Raw genomic sequence first — 21,489 nt, forward strand, 5'->3', positions numbered from 1 at the left:
AACAACTCCTAAGGACTACAGCCTGCCATCGAGCAAAGTAGCTCAACCATGCGTAACCACTGCGCCTCAAACTGCGCCATGAAGTTTCCTAAGGTTGCCCAGATAATGGTTAGCCCCGCCACTAGGGTGAAGGGAAAACCAATTGAGAAGATATTTAATTGCGGTGCCGCTCGCGTCATCACGCCAAAAGATAAATTAATGACCAACATCGCAGTCAGCGGTGCCAACGCCAATACCAAAGCAGTGGTAAACATCCACCCGCCCCAGGTAACGATATCCCAGTAGTGATCAACCGCCCACCAAGTGCCATCGATAGGGACCGCGATAAAGCTGTGCACAATCATTTGGATCATCATCAAATGACCGTTAAAAACAAAAAATAATAAGGTGGTGAGAATTAAATAGAACTGCCCCACCGCCGGCACGCTTAGGCCATTTGAGGGGTCAACCACCGAGGCAAAACCCAAGCCCGTTTGCATTGCTAAGATTTGCCCGGCGAGAATGAAGGTATTCAATAATAACTGCGAGGCAAAGCCCATAGCCACACCAATGAGCAGCTGTTGCAGCACCACAAACACCATTTCCAACGAAAACAGGTTGGTGAACTGAGTAGGTGGTAATACCGGCACCGCAACAAAGGCAATCACCAAGGCCAAGCCAAGCTTAATACGCGAAGGGACATTACGTGCCCCTATCCCTGCCATGACCATCAACATTGCCAGTATACGGACTAAGGGAAGTAAGTAGTCACTTAGCCACTGAACAATGACGGCAAAGGGGTATTCCATGGTTATCCCGCAATTTCAGGTATCGACAGCACTAAGCGGTTAAAGAAATCCATAAGTTCCTGCGTAAACCAGTGGCCACCGATAATAAGTGCACTTAGGGTGACAAGCAAACGAGGTAAGAAGCTCAAGGTTTGCTCATTGATTGAGGTCGCCGCTTGGAATACCGCAACAATCAAACCAACAATCAAACTAGGGACAATGATCGCCGACACCAACTTTATCACCAAAAATAAAGCATCACTGAGAATATCGACAAAAATGCCCGGCTCCATTATTACACTCCCAACCCAAAGCTACGTGCCAAGGTGCCCATTACCAGTGACCACCCATCCACTAATACAAATAGCATAATTTTAAAGGGCAAGGAGACAATCATTGGCGAGAGCATCATCATACCCATGGCCATCAAGACACTGGCCACGACTAAATCGACGATAAGGAAGGGAATGAAAAACATAAAGCCAATAATAAACGCGGTCTGTAATTCGCTGGTAACAAATGCGGGGATCACCACGATAAAAGGGGTGTCCGCAGGCGAGTCTAGTTTTTCATAACCGGCTATTTGCGCAAAAGTTTCTAAATCTTTTATCCGTGTTTGTGAAAGCATAAAAGCCTTCATCGGCTGCTTAGCGGCTTCCAGCGCCTGCATAGAGGACATTTCTTCGTCTAGATAAGGCTGAATCGCTTGGTCATGCACCTGATTGTATATCGGTGCCATAATAAAAATACTCAGAAACAAAGACATGCCCAGCAGCACTTGGTTCGAAGGGGTTTGTTGCAAGCCGATGGCTTGGCGTAATATCGCCAACACCACAATAATACGGGTGAATGAGGTCATCATAATAACGGCGGCAGGGATAAAACTTAGCGCCGTCATAATCGCTAATACTTGCAAGGTGACTGAGTAATCCTGCGTGCCGTCGGCATTGGTGGTTACGGTCACGGCGGGAAGCCCCTGCTCTGCAAAAGCAGTCGGGCTTAAAAGCATAGCAAAAAGAAGTATTAGCCAGTATTTCATTATCTTAGGTCTTTTTTTTAGTATTGAGTATGTGGCTGAGTTGCTTTGCCAGTGGCGCCATCTCGCGCTCTTTGAGCGGCGTTTCCAGCTCATATAAGTAATTGATGGCACCTGGCGTAACGCCTAATAAATGTTGCTTATTATCGATTTCTACCACCAGTAGCCGCTCTTTAGTCCCCAGTGGCAAAGTGCGTATAACTTTAAAATCGTCATTATTGGCCATATTCGGATTAAAACGCTTAAGCATATAAGCTAATGCGATAATTGTCCCGACCACCAACAACAGCGACAACAACATAGACATAACATTGAGATTCAGCCCCGCGCCAGGCTGGGCGGCACCATTTTGCGCATAAACGGGAAGTGCCATGAGGGCAAAAAGCGAGGCCAATGCTCTCATCGTAGTTTTTTGATCCGCTCTACTTGGCTAATCACGTCGGTTAAGCGAATACCAAACTTATCGTTCACCACCACCACTTCACCGTGCGCAATCAAGGTGCCATTCACTAATACATCCAGTGGCTCGCCAGCAACGCGATCAAGTTCAACCACTGAGCCTTGGTTAAGCTGTAGCAAATTTCGGATATTGATTTTAGAGCGGCCCACTTCCATAGAAATGGTCACCGGAATATCTAAAATGGTATCCAGCTTACGCTTTTCCTCTGGCGTGACCTCATCGCGCTCTTCGGAGAGCTCGTCTAGCTCTGCAACCTGGGCATCGTCGCCACCGCCTTGTTCACCTTCTTCGGCTTCGGCTAGGGCTGCGGCCCATTCATCCATGGTATCTTGATCATCACTCATTACATACAACCTCTGTTGCTAGGCGCGCATGTGCGCACCTTTTTACCAATCTAAATCTACGCCTTCACTTAAATGCAGATCTTCCTCAAGCTCGGCTAATTCAGCATCTGAGTCGAGCTTTTTACCGCCTTTCGTAAACACATGAAGTTCCGACTTCACTGATTCTGGGCGTTTAATCTTTTCACTAATTTGCAATGCCACCATATCCCGAGAGCGGCCCATCTTCGCGCGGAAGGTCGGTAAGTCTTCAACAAACACAGTGATATGCTCAGGCATTTCTACTGGAATAATGTCTCCAGCTTTGAGCTCCATAATCTGCTCAAGACTCAAGTCTACCTCTAATAACCGTGTCGATAAGTCGACTTCAACATCCATGATTTCATCGCGCAGAGCTTTAGACCAGCGTAAATCAGTGTCTTCAGTATCAGACTGTACACCGGCATCAAGCAGCTCACGGATGGGTTCCAACATGGAATATGGCAGGGCAATATGGAAGTCGCCACCGCCACCATCAAGCTCAATATGGAACGAGCTGATCACCACCACTTCAGTGGGGCTGACAATATTGGCCATCGCCGGGTTTACTTCCGAGTCTAAATACTCGAACGACACATCCATCACCGGAGCCCACGCTTCTTTGTAATCCTCAAAGATGATTTTCAGCAGCATCTGCACAATACGGCGTTCGGTAGGGGTGAATTCACGACCTTCAATTTTGGCATGATAACGACCATCACCGCCAAAGAAGTTGTCTACCAATATAAATACCAGCCGCGCTTCCATAGTAATCAGCCCGGTGCCTTTTAACGGGCGAAAGCGCACCATATTCAAACTGGTGGGAACAAACAAGGTGTGAATATATTCACCAAATTTAATCATTTGCACGCCGTTGATGGACACTTCAGCGGTGCGACGCATCATATTAAATAAGCTGATGCGCATATGTCGGGCAAAGCGCTCATTGACAATCTCAAGCGTTGGCATACGCCCACGGACAATACGATCTTGTGAAGAAAAGTCATACTGCAGCGCGCTCTCGCCACTGGCACTGGCACCCTCGGAGGTATCCTCTTCTTCGACATCGTCTACCCCGTGCAGTAGCGCGTCAATTTCGTCTTGAGATAATAAGTCGCTCACATCTACCCCTTACTGCATTACAAAGCCGGTAAAGAGCACTCGCTCTACGACTTTCGAACCCTCTACGCCTTCGAGGGCTTGTTGTACTTGCGTAAGCGCTTCGTCACGCAAAGATTCTTTACCTGCTGCAGTGCTTAGTTCATCGGCATTGGTACCGGCGAACACACTTAATAATGTGCCTTCAATAAGTGGAATATGCTTTTTAGCGGCCTCTTCGTTCCCTTCGCCACGCACTAATAGCTGCACTTTAATTTGTACTATGCGGTCACGTGCAGCGCCCGGTACATTGAATACGAAAGGACGAGGCATGCCCACATACAATGCACTGCCAAGCTGTGCACTCGGTGCTGCACCACCCTGCTCTGATGCACTGCCTTGTTCTTGTTCCAGTGTAGCAGGCGCCGGGTCGTCGCCCCCAGCAAACAGGAAGTAGCCCGCACCACCACCGACTAATAGCACTACAACAGCAATGATTATAATCAGTTTTTTCTTTGAGCCGCCGCCTTCTTCTATTTGCAGGTCGGTTTGCTTATCATCGGCCATAGGTTGCCTCGAATAAAATCACTTAACTGTATAATAGCAATAGTTATTACGCATAGAAATCAATTCCTTGTTCCATTGGCGCGTTTTTCTGCTGTTGCTCTAAGCCATGGTTTTCATCATTGCTTGCTTGCTCTGTCAGTGGGCCATGCTCGCTGCCTTGACCTTGCTCACCATCGTGCTGCGCACTTTGCTGGTTTTGCTGCTCGACGTTGATATCACCCAAAGATAATCCCTGCTGCGCTAGTAGATCTCTTAATCGCGGCATCGCCTGCTCTAGCGCTTCTTTAGCTTGTTGATTTTGCACTACAAAATTAACATGTGCCTGTTCTCCCTCACTGCGTACCCGCACTTGCATACTTCCTAGCTCCGGTGGATCAAGACGGATTTCGGCTTCTTGATTATTGAGGTTAAGCATCATATTAACGCGCTGCTGTATTTGCTGCGCGGCGTCGTTTTTAGTGATATTAATTGCTTGCAGTAGTGCAGGATCCAGCGCCACACGCTGAGTTTGCCCTTGAGCTTGGGTGTGCTGCGTACTTTGCATGGCGGCTTGTTGCACCTGTTGCCAATGTGCAAGGTCCGCCTCAATTGCACTGCTGAGCTCGGTATTGCCTTGCGCGTGTGCCACTAAGGCACTGGCAAGCTGAGTCACTTTAGACTGAGCGCTCAAAGCACTGGCCGAAGGCTGAGCGTTCTCCCCTTGAGTGCCTTTACTTGGCGAAACCGCCTTATCCCCTGACTCAGCCATAGGCTCGGCGCTGAATTTACTCGCTGATAGATTAGTTTGCTTATCCCCTTGTGGCTGAGCCGCTTTCATTTTTGCATCGCTCAACATTGGATTAACCGCTGCTTGGGTAGTTTTGCTGGCACTGGGCCCGCCTTGGTCGGCTTCAACTTTGGCTGCTGCCAATATATGCTGGGTTTGGGATTGACGTTGCTGTTGCTCTGGGTTTAATGACCCTGGCGCCGCGCTCGCGGTACTATTTTTTGCATCAGACTTAGCAGCCTCTGCACCAAGGGCTTTGCCATCAGCGAGTACTTTATTCAGTTCTTGCTGAACGTCACTGGCAACCTTAGTTGAATTGTTTAGTTTGCTGGCATCCTCGGCACTGCGTGCTGCTACACTCTCGGCTGGACGCTGCACCTGTTCGCTGGCTTTTGCCATTGATAACTCTTTGGCTTGCGCGGCAATACGTTCAGCATCGCTCAGGCCTGATTGCCCTGGGGTGGCCACTAACTGATTCAGTTGTGTCTCTATGCTAGCCAACGCTTTTGCATCTATCCCCGCTGCCGAGGCCATTTGCTGCAGTTGCACACTCAACTCACTGCGCTGTGCCGGCGTTAAACGGGCAAGCGATTGTTTAAGCTCGATTGGCAGCTTAGCAATAAAGTCGACATCAATATCATCACTGAACCCGGTACCATTAAGAGCGCTGCCCACTTCTTTGGCGACCGCAGAGAGCTCTGTGCTCATCGATAATTGCGCAAAAAGTTGCTGATAAAAGTCATCTTCACTAGCAGCTATGGGAGTGGCCTGCGCCACCTCTTCGCTAGGCTGCGCCTTATTACTAAGCGGCTCAGCGCCATCAGCTGCATCACCCTCACCATCCAAGACGGTTGTTGATGGTTCTTTATCTCTACTTTGCTCGTTAACCTTTTTCGCTGATTTATCAACGCCTTGTTCGGCTTCCTGAGTCTTTTTTTGGGGCTCTTTTGAATCACTTTTTTGACCCACAAAGCCGCCAATGGCCTGCTTTTCATCCTCTGGGGAGCGCTTCACTCGGTCTTGGCGTTGCTGCTCTTGAGAATAGAATTGCGCAAACTCTTTCTCACCAGAGTCGTAAGTGGATGATGCCCCCTTATCTTGGCTCTGTCCCGATTGGGGAAGGACAATTACTGATTCTACCTGTGTCATCATATGACCCCTTCAAAGGTGGCAAAGCAGTGCCGCTTTGCAAGGTTAACTAAGCTTTTAGAAAATTACAGCAAGTTACATACCAGTTTCGCCTGAACGTCGTCGGGCATAAAACTGATTGGTAGCAAATTCATCCAACATTTTTTGCTCTGCTTTCGCTAACTTCGCTTGTTGCTTAAGTTTTTCTTTTTCAATTAACTTGGCTACGGCTTCAGTACGTACCCGCTGTTGACGCCATTGTGATTGGCGCTGCTCCGTGACTCTGTGGGCAGTTTCAACCACCTGTGTTTGCTGCTCAATGGCTTGGTCTATTTTGCTGATGAAGTTTTGGTAGTGACTAAACCCAGCGCTGGATAGACCGGCCTGTGCCTTTTGCGTCAGTTGTGCAAAATACTCTTGGCGAAACTGGTTAAGTCCATTGAGCTTTTGCTGATGAGACTGCCAGTGCTGTTGCGCGCCTAAAAAGTCGGCACGCAGTTTTTCTTCTTTGTCCGATTCAAGTTTATAAAGCAGCGCCAGCTTAGCCATGGCTACCTCCCTGTCCTAGTAAATTGGCTAACGACGTTAAACACTCATCGTAAGGCACCACATCCTTCATTCCCTGGCGTAAAAAGTTATTAATACGCGGCATCATATCAATGGCTTGATCGAGTATCTGGTCGGTGCCTTTTTGGTATGCGCCTAGGGTGATCATGTCTTTGTTTTCATTGTACATTGCCACCACTTGCTTGATTAACCGCGCTTGCTGCATATGTTGCTCTGAGACCACTTGCGGCATTACTCGACTAATCGATTTTTCGATATCAATGGCCGGGTAATGGCCACTGTCGGCAAGCTCTCGTGAAAGCACTATATGGCCATCTAAAATAGCTCGTGCGGCATCAGCAATCGGGTCTTGCAAATCATCCCCCTCTGACAACACCGTGAAAAAGGCAGTAATGGCGCCTTGGCCTTCACCGCCATTACCCGCACGCTCAATCAGAGCAGGTAGCTTGGCAAACACCGAAGGGGGATAGCCTTTAGTTGCGGGTGGTTCTCCAACGGCGAGCGCTATCTCCCGTTGTGCCATGGCATAACGAGTGACCGAATCAAGTAATAACAATACATTGAGGCCTTGGTCGCGAAAATATTCGGCAATAGTGATGGCACTTTCACAGCCTTTTAGACGCATCAATGGCGATGCATCAGCCGGCGCGGCCACCACCACAGAACGACGACGCCCTTCTTCACCCAGGATTTCCTCGATGAACTCTTTAACTTCACGACCACGCTCACCCACTAAGCCGACCACAATAACGTCGGCCGCACTGCCTCGGGTCATCATCCCTAACAATACCGACTTACCCACACCACTACCGGCAAACAAGCCCATACGTTGGCCTTGACCCACGGTGATAATGGAGTTGATAGCACGCACGCCCACGTCCATAGGTTGGCTTATTTGTCGCCGTGCTAAAGGATTGATGGTGTTTTTTGCAAAGTGAGTAAACTCCTCGCAGCGCAGTGGCCCGAGTCCATCTAAAGGGCGCCCCAAACCATCGACCACACGTCCGAGTAAGTTCATCCCTACTGGCAGCCCTTGCTGCTTGTGTTGAGGGATAACGCGGGCACCTGGCAACACCCCAGAGATACGGTCATTGGGCATTAAATAAAGCACGTCGTCATTAAATCCCACCACCTCGGCATCGACTAAGCCTTGGTTTGTTTCGACCTGACACTGGCTACCCAGCGGTGCCTGCAGCCCTTTTGCTTCAAGGGTCAGGCCAACAACGCGGGTCAAGCTCCCCGCTACCGCGACCTGAGGTTGATGGATGTGTTTACGCTGCTGGTGCAAACGCTCACTTAATGAAGTTGTCATGATTTTGGCTCATCGCGCACATGGACACCGCTGTCTTGCAAAAACGGTTCCAGTACTTGTTGGATTCGCAACCCTAATGTGAAATCGATAGATGAACGCTGTTGCTTGATTTTACAATCACCGCGCGCCAAAGTCGGCTCACCGAGTAACTGCCAATGGCGATTATCCAACTCGGTGTCACTGAAGTGTGACGTCACTATAGCTAAATCATCTGGATGGAGGCTGATTTGGCACATTGCCTCATTACTTGGCAAGGCTTCGGTTGCCGCGCGAAGCGCATTTAAAATAGTGTCGGGGTTGGTTTTTAATTCACTCAAGGTAATGGCTTTGGCTAACTCGCTGGCGAGAAAGATCAGCTCATGCTCAACCTGCTCATCAATGTGTTTGGCGGGCTCATCAAGCGCTTCTAACGTGCTTTTTAACGCATCCAGTTGTTCGTCAATGATGGGCTTCGCATCTTCAAGCCCTTGCTCTTTGCCTTGCTTTAGCCCTTCTTGGAACCCCGCTTCTTTGCCTTCACTGGCACCTTTATCAAATCCGTCAACGTAGCCTTGTTCATGCCCCTGTTTGAGGCCTTCTTCGTAGGCGTCTTGGCGAATTTGCTCTAACTCTTCAAGGGTCAGTTTAGGAAAGTCGGTCTCCTCAGGGGTCAGAATTTCTTCGCCATCGCGGTGCTCATCTTCCTCGACATGCTTTTTATAAAGCTGTTCGAGCGGTGTCCCAAAGGCGGTTGAACGCCCTTGATAGTTCTTTGGATCTGCACTGACGTCGGGAATAGGCCAGTTCTCCAGCAGTTCATCTGCCGCCTCACTGGCGTCTAATCGTTGCCCACGACGTAATTTTGACTCACTCATGGCTTAGAGGAACTCCTCGCCACCACCACTACCAAGCATAATTTCACCGGAGTCGGATAAGCGTCGCGCCGTAGAGAGAATCTCTTTTTGCGCCGCTTCCACTTCGCTGATACGCACAGGACCCATGGCTTCAAGGTCATCACGCAGCATATCGGCTGCCCGTTTGGACATATTGGTAAAGATTTTCTCTTTCAGTCCGTCATCGGCACCTTTGATTGCCTTCATCAGCACATCTTGCTGTACTTCGCGTAGGATGGCCTGAATGCCTCGGTCATCGACATCCATAAGGTTCTCGAAGACGAACATAAGATCTTGAATTTGCTGTGACATTTCTTCGTCGTGCTCGCGAATAGAGTCCATTAACTGACCTTCGACATTGGTATCGAGGTAGTTCATGATATCGGCCGCCGCTTTCAGGCCGCCCATCTTCGCAGCTTGTGCCCCGGCTTGACCTGCAAACTGCTTCTCCATGATCTCGTTGAGCTCTTGCAACGCTGCTGGCTGTACTTCTTCGAGGTTGGCAATCCGCATGGTTAAATCCAAACGTACTTTCTCTGGGAACTGGGCCAGAATTTCTGCACTTTGCTCTGGCTCCAGATAAGATAAAACGATGGTTTGAATCTGCGGGTGCTCGTTGCGAATAATGTTCGCCACCTGTTTGGAGTCCATCCATTTCAACGAATCAAGACCTTTCGCACCTGAGCCCATCACAATTTGGTCAATCAGGCTTGCCGCTTTATCTTCACCTAATGCGGCTGTCAGAGCTTTCTTAATAAAGTCTTCTGATTGGAAGCCAATGGTGCTGAACTGCTGAATTTGCTCAATAAACAGGTTGTGCACGGCGCTTATCTTATCCTGACTAAGGTCATCAAGCGCGGCCATGGTCATCCCCACCTTTTGCACTTGTTTGGGCTCAAGGTGTTTAAGAATTTGCGCGGCATCCTCTTCAGACAAGCTCAGTAGCAGGATTGCTGCTTTCTCTACGCCTTCGAGTTTATCTACATCGAAGCCGCTAGTTAGTTGCTGTTGTTCTTCAGTCATCTTCACTCAACCATGCTTTAACTACTTGCGAGGATAGTTCAGGCTCATTGGCAACCAAGGCGCGAACCGCTTTTAGGAGATCTTCATCACCATGTAAGTCTGGCAACTGCAGTGTCCCGTCGGAGGAGAAACCCACCGCTGCCGAGTCGAAATCTTTGTTTAGCATCTCTAATGTACTATCACCGATATCAACACCCGAACTCAACGCATCTTCATTGTATTCTTCCAGTGTATCATCTGGGTAGATAAGTCGCTTAAGCATGGGGCGAACCACGGCAATGATCAACACGATTATCACTAATGCGCCCAGTGCTAAACGCACTATCTTCATAAACCAATTTTGCTCCCACAGTGGCAGTTCAGCAACCGCACCCAGGTCTTCACGTACAAAGGGGACACTCACGACTTCTAAGGCATCACCACGCTGCATGTCGAAACCCACGCCTCCTTGTAATAGGCGACGAATATTGTTGAGCTCCTCGGCACTGCGCGGCGCACTGGTGGTTTGCCCATCCGCACCAGCTGTTTGTGTGTAATCCACAGCCACGGAAACACTGATACGGCGGATCACCCCAGTCTGCTTACGTTTATGAGAGATAGTGGTATCAAGCTCATAATTACGGGTCGCTTCTTTGTGGCTGCGCGACGGTGAGCGAGTTTGCGCACTTTGCTCGTCCAACGCATTCTCTGGAATGTTAGAGTTCACTGGCGGTTGATTTGTTAAGGCGCCAGGAATGCCGACCGCTAAACCACCAATGTTATTCTCTTCTAATGTGGTTTCACTGCGCACCGCTGGCAAATCTGGGTTGTAACGCTTTTGAGTCTCTTCTACTGCGCTGAAATCCATGACCAAGTCGACCTGCGCAGTATAGTTACCCAGTCCGACCACCGGGATCATGATGCTATCAATTTTTTCTATATATTCCTGCTCTCGTTGACGCTCAATCTCATACTCTTTACGTGAGCGCGCCGATAACGAATTTTGTGAACCGGAGTTAAGCAGACGACCATTTTGATCGGTCACCGTGACCCGTTCAGGAGACAGTCCTTGCACGGCCGAGGCGACGATATCGACGATAGAGTCTATCTCTTCACTGTTGAGGTTACGACCGCGTTTAACCGTCGCAACAACCGTTGCTGAGGGCTTCTTCTCAATACGAGCAAATACATTTTCTTTAGGAATGGCCAGTAATACTTTGGCGCGAGATACTTTATTAAGTTCTTCAATGGTACGCGCAAGCTGCTGCTCGCGAGAATGCTTGAGTCGTTCACGTTCAAGACGCTGTGATACGCCAAATCCCATGTCTTGCATCAAGATATCGGTGCCAGATTGCGGGCCTTGCGTAAGCCCCTCTCGAGCCATATTCAGTTTTATATCTTGATAGGCATCTTCGGCAACCATGATCACGTTGCCATCGAGTTCATAATCGATTTTTTGCGCATCCAAGAAATCCAAGGTCTGAATCAATTCCTCGGTAGGCATTTTGCCTAACGGGCGCATATCAGGCTGACGCGCCCAAATTATGATAAAAATAGCGATGGCCAAGCAAATAGCCAAAGCGATGATCAGCGTCACCTGTCGTAGCATATCCACACCATTAAGGGCGCTTAAATAGCCAGACTTTTGTTCTTGCTGTTCACCCGAGGAGTCGGTGTTCATGTCAACACCGCCATCGGCAAGGGCTAAATCTGTTGATTGGTTTGCTTGTGCCACAACTGTTCTCCGCTATCCGTTATACAGGCATGTTCATGATGTCTTTGTAGGCTTCCACTAGCTTGTTACGAACCTGCACAGTGGCCTCAAATGCGACAGAGGATTTTTGCGATGCGATCATTGCTTCGGCAAGAGAAACGCGGCGATCACCCATCTCCACAGCAACCACTTTTGATTTAGCATCTTGCTGTAGGTTATGAACATTATCGATTGCGCTACTTAGTAGCTCACCAAATTGGCTGGTCGATGTTTGCGGCACTTGGTTTTGTGCCTCTTTCAATGGGTTACGAGCTTGCGCTTCTTGCGCGAGCGACTGCATTTCTTGAAATAATGAGTTGGCTTGGACTTTCATCTTGGGCATCACTCAGTTAATTAAACTTACCCTGAACAATGCACAAGTCGTGCCAATAAAATATCATTATTTAACAAAGGCTTATTATTATTTTAATTTTGACACTGAGGAATTAGGCTAGCTATATTTTTGACGCCCACAAGAAAGCCCGAGCATATCCCGGGCTGAAATAGAACATTATGACGAGACTATGCAGGAAGGTGGATCCCCTGCTCGCGCATTTGCGCTATTTTGTAGCGTAAGGTACGCGGGCTGATCCCTAAGGCATCAGCAACATCCTTACGCTTACCGTTAAAGCGCGCTAAGGTATCGAGAATTATTTTATGCTCTTTGTTTTTAAGCTCATCTTTAAAGTTATGGGCTTGGTCTACACCTTGGGGTGATGCCACTGGCAGCTCATCATTGTGTTGATTGAGCGCAGAGGGCATATCTTGGTGCGCATTGAGCTCAACTTCATCATCAGTGACGAACTCTTCGATATAAATGGCGCTGGCGTGCACCTCGTCACCGGATTTTAAGATCAGCGCACGCTGAATAACATTATCAAGCTCACGCACATTTCCCGGCCAAGTATGCGCCATTAAGCGCTCTTTGGCATCGGCACTGAGCGAGGCAGTCGCTTGTTTGCTAGCTTGGCAATGGCGCTCTAATAAATGTTCAGCCAGTGGAATAATATCCCCGGGGCGCTGATTGAGTGGCAACCAGGTCAGCGGGAACACGTTTAGGCGATAATATAAATCTTCCCGGAATATACCGGCTCTGACCGCTTCTTTGAGGTCACGGTTTGAGGTGGCCAACACCCGTACGTTGAGCTCGATGGTTTTGCGACTCCCTAAGCGCTCAACCTCGCGCTCTTGCAATACACGTAGCAATTTCGCTTGTAGGCCTAAATCCATTTCAGTAATTTCATCAAGTAAAATGGTGCCATTTTGTGCTTGCTCAAATTTACCTGGACAGGCATTCACAGCGCCAGTGAACGCGCCTTTCTCGTAACCGAACAAAGTCGATTCAAGCATGTTTTCGGGAATGGCTGCACAATTGATAGCGATAAATGGCGCCTCTTTGCGCGGCGATTGGTCGTGAATATAGCGCGCCAATACCTCTTTACCACTCCCGCTTGGACCCATCACCATGACACTCGCGTCACTGTCAGCCACTTTATTGGCTAAATCGAGTAGCGCCAAACTTTTGGCATCAGCGACCACTGGACCACTTTGGCTAGCCGTTTCATTGGGTAAGTAACGACTCACTAAATTCAGTAAAACCTCGGGGGCAAATGGCTTTGCCATATAGTCGATGGCCCCCAGACGCATGGCTTCAACCGCATCATCAATAGTGGCATAGGCCGTCATCATTAATATCGGCATGTCTGGATAGTTAAGCTTGATGCTTTTTAGTAATTCAATGCCATTAATACCGGGCATCTGCACATCACTGACCACTAGAGCAACACTGTGCTCTTTTAGCATCATGATTGCTTCTTCACCACTTTTTGCTGCAATGCAGCGAATATCTGACAGTGTTAATGTATCGATTAGGGCTTCGCGTAACCCCTTGTCATCCTCGACAACAAGTACATAGTTATTCATTGCTCTGCTCCTGGGTATTGCTGTGCAAAACAGGAAGCGTTAGCGTAAATTGCGCGCCACCGTTTTGAAGGTTCTCTACTTTTATTTGCCCCTTATGGGCATTCACCACTGAGGCAACCACAGCCAGACCTAAACCTGTGCCCTGACGCTTAGTGGTAAAAAAAGGCTCAAAAATTTTGTCAATAATCTCTTCATTGATCCCTGGGCCATTATCGCTAATGATGATATCGACATAATCACTGTTCGTGCGTTGACGACGTGCCTGCATCTTAATATGCGCACCACTGCCTATCACCTGTAAACTATTGTGCACCAGGTTATTGATGGCACTGGCCAAGGCAGTACGATTGCCCATGACTTCGATATCGGGCTCAGGAAGCTGTACTTGTAGATGCGCTTCATGCTCACTAAGCATGGCTTCACTGCCAGAATTTACATCATTAAGTAACAGCCCTAATGACATCGGCTCAACGACTTGCTGCTCACCACTTTTGGCAAACAACAACATATCATTCACTTGGTTTTCCAAATCTTTCAAACGCGACATGAGCTTATCGTGACAGTGGGCACGCGATTGATTATTCAATCGCGACGAGCCCAAATTGGCCCCATATAACATGGCTGCCGAGAGCGGTGTACGCACTTGGTGGGCTAAAGTAGCCACCATTTTGCCAAGCGCGCTTAAACGTTGCATGTGCGCCACTCTTGATTGCAAACGACGCGTTTCCGTTAAATCGGTCATTAAAATAAGCTGCCCAGGCTCGGGCGTGAGCGCGCGGATTTCTAATTTTATACGCCGTCCATCGCGCAACGACACTTCATGGCCATCGTCCTGTTGCGGGCGGAATGAGCGCTGGATCACCGCAAACCATTTCTCACCTTCGAGCGGCTCGCCTAACATATCACTGGCAATTTGATTGGCTTTGGCTATCATTCCCTGTCCATCAAGCACCACCACACCCGCAGGCATGGTATCGACTAAATGACTCAGCCAGCTGGCTTGTAGCCGCAAGTCGCTCAGCTCTCCAACGTAAGCTTCTTGCGCTAATGCCGGGCTAAACTGGCCATGATGAAGGATTTGTGGGTTGATAACACTCGCTAATGCCATGATTTTCACTCTTAAACACAAGGTCTAATCCATAAAAGCACAAAGCGTACCAACTTTATTTTATTTAATATTCATGAAGTTACATTGTTATTATTGCTATCAAAAAAATGACACTGTATAAAAAAACAGTTACCTGATACATTAGTTGATAACGCTTTCTACAAGGAGTTTTTATGTGTATTCGCTGCGCCTGGGTGGACTTAAGTAAGCCCGATTACGTTGCCTACCATGACGATGAATGGGGTGTGCCTGTTTATGATGATCAACGCTTATTCGAGTTTATTACTCTCGAATCGGCACAAGCTGGTTTGAGCTGGTATACCATTTTAAAAAAACGAGACAACTACCGCCGTGCTTTTGCTGACTTTGATATTCACACTGTCGCCGCTTTTGATGGCGAAGACATCACGCGCTTGCTCAATGATGCCGGTATTGTGCGCAATAAGTTAAAAATTAATGCCGCTATTAATAACGCTCAACGCTTTATTGAAATTCAACATCAGTTTGGTAGCTTTAGCGCGTATCAATGGCAATTTGTGAATGACAGACCGCGCGTCAACAGCATCGCGAGTCCTGAAGATTACGTAGCAACCAGTGAGCAATCCGATATTTTTGCTAAAGATTTGAAAAAGCGTGGCTTTAAATTTTTAGGATCCACTACAGTGTATGCTCATATGCAGGCTTGTGGCATGGTTAACGACCACCACAACCAATGCTTTCGCAAAGAGCAGGTGATCGCTTTGTATTAGCTTTGAACCTGAGTTAACTACTTAAGGGACGCTGGCACCGCTTGTGTTACTGCAGCAAAGCTAATCGCGGTTGAGATTATATTTTTTCATTTTCTCAACTAAGGTGGTGCGACGCACGCCCAGCACCTCAGCAGCACGGGCAACAACATAGTCATAGCGCTCAAGCGCTTGCGTGATAAGACTCACCTCTAACTCTGCAAGGTATTCTTTGAGGTTGACTCCATCATCAGGCAGCACCCCAATATTGTCCGCTGCAGATTCATGCTCAGCAGGTAGTTGCTCATCATCATCAACAAAGCCTTCACCGAAAATATCATTCAGGGCTTGGCGCTCTAATAGCTCTTCGGGGTACTCTGGAACAAATGCTTCAACATCGAGATGCTGATACTTCTTCGGTAAGTCTGGTACATCAACCACTTGATCCGGAAACATAATCACCATGCGTTCGACAAGATTACCGAGCTCACGAATATTTCCGGGCCACGTATGGCCTTTTAAACTTTCAATGGCACGATCGGTAAACTTAACGCTTTGACCGCTTTGCTGGGCTGTTCGCTTAGTCAGCTCTTTGAGCAATAAGCCAATATCATCGCCACGTTCACGCAACGCCGGATTCTCGATGGGGAAAACGTTTAGGCGGTAGTATAGATCTTCACGGAAATCTCCCGCCTCAATCATTTGCTCTAAGTTTCGGTGCGTCGCTGCGATGACTCGGACGTCGGCTTGAATGGCTTTGGTACCACCAACTCGCTCGTAAGTGCGCTCTTGCAACACACGCAGTAACTTAACCTGCATTTGCAATGGCATATCGCCGATTTCATCCAAGAACAAGGTACCACCTTGAGCCAACTCGAAGCGCCCCTTACGCGCTGATATGGCGCCAGTAAATGCGCCTTTTTCATGGCCAAACAATTCGCTTTCTAATAATTCGCCGGGGATAGCGCCACAGTTTACCGGCACAAATGGGCCTGAACTACGTCCCGAAAGAAGGTGTACGTTACGAGCCACCACTTCTTTACCCGTGCCCGACTCCCCAAGAATGAGTACATTTGCTTCCGTTTTCGCCACCTGAGAGATTAAAAAGCGAACATGATTGACGGCTTCAGTATCCCCCACTAAGCCATTGAAGGCTTTAGGATTGTGCGCACTTTGGGTGGGCTTCATGCGCGCATACTGCTGACAGTCATGGAGCAATTGGGTGGTTACATCATGGTGAAAAGGCTCGGTTATAAGGCCAATGACGTTAGCGATATCTAATAAGGGTTTTAACGTTTCACCAATTAACAAAAATGGTAACTCTGGATGCGCTTTAATTAATTGCTGGTGTTCGCCGTTATTGAGTGCCCCGAGCACAATAATGGGCTCGTGGTGCTTATCAATATTTGCACACAAATCACCTGAGGTGGTCAGTTCATTAGCCTCACCCACAAAGGTTAGTGCTGAGCTCAACCCTTGGGCTCGAGTCGTATTGTCATCTAGAATCAGGATCATCGCGCCGCCAAATACTAAGCGATTGTTATAACTCTAGATTGTATTGCAGTTCAGGGAGGATTCAAGGAAAAGCGGCATGTTTTTGACGTTAATGCCAAAAATCAGACGCTTTTCCTAGTTTTGTTTGATTCAGCGCATAGTGAACCACTATTACAGCAGTCCTAAAATTGCGGCGGCGTTTTGGTTAGCTTGGCCGCGCAGCGCGATAGATGCTTGGTTAAGGATGTCATTACTGGTGCGCTCGCTAACCGCTTTTGCATAGTCAGTGTCAGCAATGCGGCTTTGACTCGCTGCAACATTCTCGTTTTGCTCGCTAAGCGAGCGAATTTGACTGCTTAGGCTATTCTCGAAAGCGCCCAGCTGCGCTCGCTGCTGGTTAACCTGCTCTGCGGCTTGCTCAGTCACATCTAACGCTGAATTAGCGCCCGCTTGAGTGGTGATGTCAATAGCATTTACGGCACTAAGGAAGTCGCTATTAGGCTGTTCAAGGGCGTTTGTTTGATTCGCATCAGCACCAATTTGGAAGCTGACACTTTGGCCATCAAATAACGGCTTCCCGGCAAAACTGCTTTGCTCTAACGTGTTGGTAATTTCGCTTTGCAGTTGCACGACCTCTTCTTGCAAAGCCTGGCGGTCGCTATCGGAAAGTGCACCATTACCAGCTTGTATGGATAGCTCGCGAATACGGCCAACAGAATCATTGACGTTACTCAATGCTGACTCACTCACTTGCGCATAGGAAATACCGTCATAGGCATTACGGCTGGCCTGTGTAAAACCATTTTGCTGCGCCGTTAAGCGGTCAATAATTTGAAGCGCAGCTGCATCATCAGCCGCTGAGTTAACGCGCTTACCTGTAGCGAGTTGTTGATCTAATTGCGTCGAACGAGTATTGATTGACGCTAGTTGGCTTGCAGCTTCTGAGTTGATTTTCATAACCTGCCTCCGGAGTTTTGTGGCCTGCACTTATACTAAAGTGTAGAACATTGGTCTCCAACAAGCACTTTAAATCGCTGTCCACCCACCATCTAAGAATAAACTCTGGCCGGTCATATAGTTAGATAATTCACTACTAAGATAAGCAATGGCTCCTTTGACGTCTTCTTCTGTGGCCATTCGAGCCAAAGGTACTTTGGCATTATATTTATTCAAGAATGAATCTGGCTGGCCACGCTCAATGCCGCCTAGTACTATATTATTTACTCGGACTCTAGGTGCAACATTGGCAGCTAACCAGCGTGTCAATTGCATCAACCCCGCTTTGCTGGTGGCATATGCAGCTGGATTGCCCATATCGGTGCCTTCATACATGTCCATTTGTGGACCAACAACGCCGTAAATTGAGGAGATATTAACGATCCTTGCTGCGGCACCGGGCGTGTTTTTCATTAGCTCATAAGCGTGTTGGCACAGCTGAAACGGCGCAGATAAATTCACATTTAGGCAGTCGTTGAAAGTCTCTAATGACTGCTGCTCAAAAGGCACACACCAGCCTGAGAGCTTATCAGTGCCAACAAACGCTGCGTTATTAATGAGAATGTTGAGCTTGCCTTGAGTGAGCTCGCTAACCTTAGCCATTGCTGTGCTTATTTCACTTGGCTGTGATAACTCGCAAGAGAGAGTATGAACTTTGTCACTGCCGTCATACACTGAGCTATGAACTTGTTGTAACTGCTGTTCACTTCTATCTAGTAAAATCACATGACCACCAAGCTCTAGTAGCGTTTGCGCTGCGGCATGGCCAACATGCCCTGCACCACCGGTGATCAATGCCCATTGGCCATTTAACTGTTGTAATTGTGACAATGTTCTCATACTTTCCTCATTCTCTTAGCCAACAGCTCGGCGAAATCAAAATCCAATTGTGTATCGATATCTACGGCTCGCTCTGCGGGTACGCAAATACTGGTTACTTTCCCCGCCAATAAGCCTGTGGCTTGGCGGATATAAGCTGGCCGCGCGGCGTACACCACTGTTGTAATATCATAAACGCTGGGCGCGTCTTGCCGGCGCGAAACCCCTGACGGCGTCTCGCATACTAACTGCACAGTTTCGTCCTGCTGACGCATTACCATATTAAAGAAAGGACTACGTGCCGCAGGTGTTGTTGAAATGCAAATATCTGCACCGACTTTTTGCAACTGCTGCAAAGCCCCTTCAATATCTTCACTGGCGCGCAATGGGCTTGTCGTTGGTAAGCTGATAAAAGTGTCAAACTGACCATATTTTTCCTCGACCCACTGCACAGCATGCTGCCAAGCAAGCCACTCTGGTGAGTCATCCTGTGCCAAGGCCATGGGCCTGATTATAACCTCCGCTCCGCGTTCTTTCGCTAGACGAGCTATCTCTGGATCCTCAGTTGAGACAAAAACCCGCGATATCAAAGAAGTGGCTTTAGCTGAATCAATCGACCAATGTATTAACGGCTTTCCAGCCAAAGGAAGAACATTCTTGCGAGGCAGTCCCTTTGAACCCCCTCGAGCAAAGATAAAAGCATAATGGTTCATTAGGCACTCTGTTTTATAACATCAATAAGGTTAACGACTTCTAAAGCTTGCGCCACGCTCGCCCCTTGATAAGGTCGCTGTGCGATTTGGTTATGAAAATTATCCAACATATCCAGATACATAGTGTTGGCTTGCCAATGAGAATCGCCAAACTGTTGGCTCTGCCCTTGCGAGTCTGTTAACACCAACTCGTTTCTTAGTAAATTCCAATCAAGGCGGCCTTTATTTCCAATCACACGGCAAAATCGTTGTGGTTGACGTTGCAAGAAATCAAGATGTATTTGCACATGCGCGTCATGCTCGGTACGCAGGCTAACATCAACTAAGTCCTCTACCTCTAAACCAAGCTCCGATGATGAACGCAAATGGGCGTGGCTTAGTGCCAAAGGACCAAATATCCAGCGAGCGTAATCCAACTCATGGCTCAGCTCCAACAAGGCACCGCCGCCAAGCTCTTTACGCGCTGACACTGAATCACGGTAGTCTAAACCTGATCGCCATTGTGGTAAATATTGACCAACCTCAATGTGGATATTATAGATTTCGCCCACTACCTGTTGTTGAACCAGGTCTTTCATGATTCGTGCTGTCGGCATAAACCGCAAGCAGTAACCCACTGCACAAGCAGGAGCTGATGGCTTCTGAGCACATCTCAACAATTCCTGAGCTTGGTCTAGGCTTGCTCCCAGTGGTTTCTCTATAAGGCATGGAATTCCTGCCTCTAGCAGCGATTTACCATGGCTTGCATGTAGATTCGCAGGTGACGCGACAATGACGTACTCAGGTCGCAATTCAATCAGCTCATTAAGTTGCGTTACACAGGCATCGGCATGGGCCGGCAAAGTTGTTAATTGTCGATTGCTTGCTGGCATGGCGATAACTCGAGCGTCGGGTTTTAGAGCCTTCAAATTCTTTCTATGACGATGAGAGATATTACCTAAACCAATAACGGCTACGCTTTGCATTAACCCATTCCCAGACTACGAATATCCACCTGAGCGCGATTGAAATCGTCCATTCGGCCTATATCAAGCCAGTATTCATGGATGGGAAACATTAATACATCTTTATCTTTAGCTATTCGCTGCTCTAGCACGGTGGGCATATCGATGCGGTGATTAAAGGGTACGGAGCTGATCACTTCAGGGGAAACCACATAGATACCGGCGTTAACAAAAAACCGTTGTATTGGTTTTTCCACCATATCGGTGATTCGACTTCCTTCGCCTTGAATAACACCGTAAGGAATTTGATACTCGTACTCACGCACACACATTGTTGCGTCTGCGCCATTCTCACAATGAAACTCCAGTAAACGCGCAAAGTCGACTTTTGTTAGTACATCACCATTCATTAAAATTAATGGTAGGTCGCGTCGCATACTTTTTGGCAATAAACCGAGAGCTCCCCCTGTCCCCAAGGGAGACTCTTCATGGACATATTCTATTTCGACCCCCCACTGGCTCCCATCGCCAAAGTGCTCTTCGATTTGTTCAGGCATGTAGTGGGTTGAGATATAAAAATTACTGAAGCCTGCTTTGACAAAACTTTTCAGAACGGTTTCTAGTATCGGCTTATTGCCTACCTGCAACATAGGTTTAGGGCAGTGGTCGGTCAGCGGACGTAATCGTGTGCCAAACCCGCCAGCCATGAGAAAAACAGGGTTATCAAACTTTGGTTTACTTAACACATGCTTGAGGGTCTGTAACCCAACCACTTTACCCTGGCGCACCACGGGAATAGATAAAATTCCCTTTTGCTCCATAGTCTCAATAAGCTGTTCTTTAGGTGTGCCTACCTCTGCACATATCGGCGAGGTATTCATGACCTCCGATAACGCAACTTCCAACCCGAGATTATTTAATAACGCACGTCGTATATCACCATCGGTAATCACACCCAGTAAGTGCGTTTGCTTATCAACAATGAGTACCACTCGCGACGCTTGTATATTTATCACTTCAAGCGCTTCGCGCAGAGACTGCTCTGGGGCCATTAATATTTCTTGCCATGAAAAACTCATC

Annotated in this window: 23 protein-coding genes; 1 reads left to right on the forward strand and 22 read right to left on the reverse strand. The window is 48.0% G+C overall.

Going from position 1 to position 21,489, the window contains the following annotated elements; genetic code table 11:
• Nucleotides 1-8 precede the first annotated feature (8 nt).
• The 16 genes from fliR to FIU82_RS10905 all read right to left on the reverse strand — a co-directional run bounded on the left by fliR (nucleotide 9) and on the right by FIU82_RS10905 (nucleotide 14,718).
• The gene (gene fliR, locus FIU82_RS10830; RefSeq protein ID WP_022944829.1) at nucleotides 9-788 is read right to left on the reverse strand and encodes a flagellar biosynthetic protein FliR; all 780 of its coding nucleotides are present in this window, start codon (nucleotides 786-788) and stop codon (nucleotides 9-11) included.
• A gap of 2 nt (nucleotides 789-790) precedes the next feature.
• Entirely contained in the window at nucleotides 791-1,060 is a 270-nt protein-coding gene (fliQ, locus tag FIU82_RS10835; protein WP_022944830.1) for a flagellar biosynthesis protein FliQ, read from the reverse strand.
• Between the two features lie 2 nt (nucleotides 1,061-1,062).
• Nucleotides 1,063-1,806, reverse strand: a complete 744-nt coding sequence (gene fliP / locus FIU82_RS10840; RefSeq protein WP_022944831.1) for a flagellar type III secretion system pore protein FliP — start codon at nucleotides 1,804-1,806, stop codon at nucleotides 1,063-1,065.
• A 4-nt stretch (nucleotides 1,807-1,810) separates the two neighbouring features.
• Nucleotides 1,811-2,176: a flagellar biosynthetic protein FliO gene (gene fliO / locus FIU82_RS10845; RefSeq protein WP_138542753.1), complete on the reverse strand. Its 366-nt coding sequence runs from the start codon at nucleotides 2,174-2,176 to the stop codon at nucleotides 1,811-1,813.
• Nucleotides 2,177-2,202: 26 nt separating this feature from the next.
• Nucleotides 2,203-2,607, reverse strand: coding sequence for a flagellar motor switch protein FliN (gene fliN / locus FIU82_RS10850; RefSeq protein WP_022944833.1), 405 nt, complete (start codon nucleotides 2,605-2,607; stop codon nucleotides 2,203-2,205).
• Nucleotides 2,608-2,649: 42 nt separating this feature from the next.
• The gene (fliM, locus tag FIU82_RS10855; RefSeq protein WP_022944834.1) at nucleotides 2,650-3,744 is read right to left on the reverse strand and encodes a flagellar motor switch protein FliM; all 1,095 of its coding nucleotides are present in this window, start codon (nucleotides 3,742-3,744) and stop codon (nucleotides 2,650-2,652) included.
• Between the two features lie 9 nt (nucleotides 3,745-3,753).
• The gene (fliL, locus tag FIU82_RS10860; protein WP_152441061.1) at nucleotides 3,754-4,287 is read right to left on the reverse strand and encodes a flagellar basal body-associated protein FliL; all 534 of its coding nucleotides are present in this window, start codon (nucleotides 4,285-4,287) and stop codon (nucleotides 3,754-3,756) included.
• A gap of 46 nt (nucleotides 4,288-4,333) precedes the next feature.
• The gene (locus FIU82_RS10865; protein WP_152441062.1) at nucleotides 4,334-6,205 is read right to left on the reverse strand and encodes a flagellar hook-length control protein FliK; all 1,872 of its coding nucleotides are present in this window, start codon (nucleotides 6,203-6,205) and stop codon (nucleotides 4,334-4,336) included.
• Between the two features lie 72 nt (nucleotides 6,206-6,277).
• A complete protein-coding gene (gene fliJ / locus FIU82_RS10870; RefSeq protein WP_130145089.1) occupies nucleotides 6,278-6,730 on the reverse strand; it encodes a flagellar export protein FliJ in 453 nt (150 codons plus the stop codon).
• Nucleotides 6,723-8,060, reverse strand: a complete 1,338-nt coding sequence (gene fliI, locus FIU82_RS10875; protein ID WP_152441063.1) for a flagellar protein export ATPase FliI — start codon at nucleotides 8,058-8,060, stop codon at nucleotides 6,723-6,725. The genes fliJ and fliI overlap by 8 nt, the downstream gene beginning before the upstream one ends.
• Nucleotides 8,057-8,914 carry a flagellar assembly protein FliH gene (gene fliH, locus FIU82_RS10880; RefSeq protein ID WP_152441064.1) on the reverse strand — a complete coding sequence of 286 codons (858 nt, stop codon included), beginning with the start codon at nucleotides 8,912-8,914 and terminating at the stop codon, nucleotides 8,057-8,059. Before fliH ends, fliI begins: the two co-directional genes overlap by 4 nt.
• A 3-nt stretch (nucleotides 8,915-8,917) precedes the next feature.
• On the reverse strand, nucleotides 8,918-9,955 hold the full coding sequence (gene fliG / locus FIU82_RS10885; RefSeq protein ID WP_022944841.1) for a flagellar motor switch protein FliG: 1,038 nt from the start codon (nucleotides 9,953-9,955) through the stop codon (nucleotides 8,918-8,920).
• Entirely contained in the window at nucleotides 9,948-11,669 is a 1,722-nt protein-coding gene (gene fliF, locus FIU82_RS10890) for a flagellar basal-body MS-ring/collar protein FliF (RefSeq protein WP_022944842.1), read from the reverse strand. Before fliF ends, fliG begins: the two co-directional genes overlap by 8 nt.
• 19 nt (nucleotides 11,670-11,688) lie before the next feature.
• Nucleotides 11,689-12,021 (reverse strand): flagellar hook-basal body complex protein FliE, encoded by a 333-nt coding sequence (fliE, locus tag FIU82_RS10895; protein WP_026111098.1) that lies wholly within the window; start codon nucleotides 12,019-12,021, stop codon nucleotides 11,689-11,691.
• A 188-nt stretch (nucleotides 12,022-12,209) separates the two neighbouring features.
• Nucleotides 12,210-13,610 carry a sigma-54 dependent transcriptional regulator gene (locus tag FIU82_RS10900; protein WP_152441065.1) on the reverse strand — a complete coding sequence of 467 codons (1,401 nt, stop codon included), beginning with the start codon at nucleotides 13,608-13,610 and terminating at the stop codon, nucleotides 12,210-12,212.
• On the reverse strand, nucleotides 13,603-14,718 hold the full coding sequence (locus FIU82_RS10905) for a PAS domain-containing sensor histidine kinase (protein WP_152441066.1): 1,116 nt from the start codon (nucleotides 14,716-14,718) through the stop codon (nucleotides 13,603-13,605). Before FIU82_RS10905 ends, FIU82_RS10900 begins: the two co-directional genes overlap by 8 nt.
• 173 nt (nucleotides 14,719-14,891) lie before the next feature.
• Between FIU82_RS10905 and FIU82_RS10910 the strand changes: the two genes are divergently transcribed.
• Nucleotides 14,892-15,467, forward strand: a complete 576-nt coding sequence (locus tag FIU82_RS10910) for a DNA-3-methyladenine glycosylase I (RefSeq protein ID WP_022944846.1) — start codon at nucleotides 14,892-14,894, stop codon at nucleotides 15,465-15,467.
• Between the two features lie 60 nt (nucleotides 15,468-15,527).
• On the opposite strand, the gene FIU82_RS10915 is transcribed toward FIU82_RS10910, so the two are convergent.
• From FIU82_RS10915 to FIU82_RS10940, 6 genes are all read right to left on the reverse strand, one after another.
• Nucleotides 15,528-16,958 carry a sigma-54 dependent transcriptional regulator gene (locus FIU82_RS10915; protein WP_022944847.1) on the reverse strand — a complete coding sequence of 477 codons (1,431 nt, stop codon included), beginning with the start codon at nucleotides 16,956-16,958 and terminating at the stop codon, nucleotides 15,528-15,530.
• Nucleotides 16,959-17,108: 150 nt separating this feature from the next.
• The gene (locus FIU82_RS10920) at nucleotides 17,109-17,894 is read right to left on the reverse strand and encodes a flagellin (protein ID WP_045978595.1); all 786 of its coding nucleotides are present in this window, start codon (nucleotides 17,892-17,894) and stop codon (nucleotides 17,109-17,111) included.
• 69 nt (nucleotides 17,895-17,963) lie between these two features.
• Nucleotides 17,964-18,773, reverse strand: a complete 810-nt coding sequence (locus FIU82_RS10925; RefSeq protein ID WP_152441067.1) for an SDR family oxidoreductase — start codon at nucleotides 18,771-18,773, stop codon at nucleotides 17,964-17,966.
• Complete coding sequence (locus FIU82_RS10930) at nucleotides 18,770-19,465, reverse strand: NTP transferase domain-containing protein (protein ID WP_152441068.1); 696 nt, start codon at nucleotides 19,463-19,465, stop codon at nucleotides 18,770-18,772. The genes FIU82_RS10925 and FIU82_RS10930 overlap by 4 nt, the downstream gene beginning before the upstream one ends.
• On the reverse strand, nucleotides 19,465-20,430 hold the full coding sequence (locus FIU82_RS10935; protein ID WP_152441069.1) for a Gfo/Idh/MocA family protein: 966 nt from the start codon (nucleotides 20,428-20,430) through the stop codon (nucleotides 19,465-19,467). The genes FIU82_RS10930 and FIU82_RS10935 overlap by 1 nt, the downstream gene beginning before the upstream one ends.
• Nucleotides 20,430-21,488, reverse strand: coding sequence for a nucleotidyltransferase family protein (locus FIU82_RS10940; protein WP_152441070.1), 1,059 nt, complete (start codon nucleotides 21,486-21,488; stop codon nucleotides 20,430-20,432). The genes FIU82_RS10935 and FIU82_RS10940 overlap by 1 nt, the downstream gene beginning before the upstream one ends.
• Nucleotide 21,489 lies beyond the last annotated feature (1 nt).

Origin of the sequence: Pseudoalteromonas sp. THAF3 (assembly GCF_009363775.1) — a bacterium.
GTDB classification, from domain to species: domain Bacteria; phylum Pseudomonadota; class Gammaproteobacteria; order Enterobacterales; family Alteromonadaceae; genus Pseudoalteromonas; species Pseudoalteromonas ruthenica.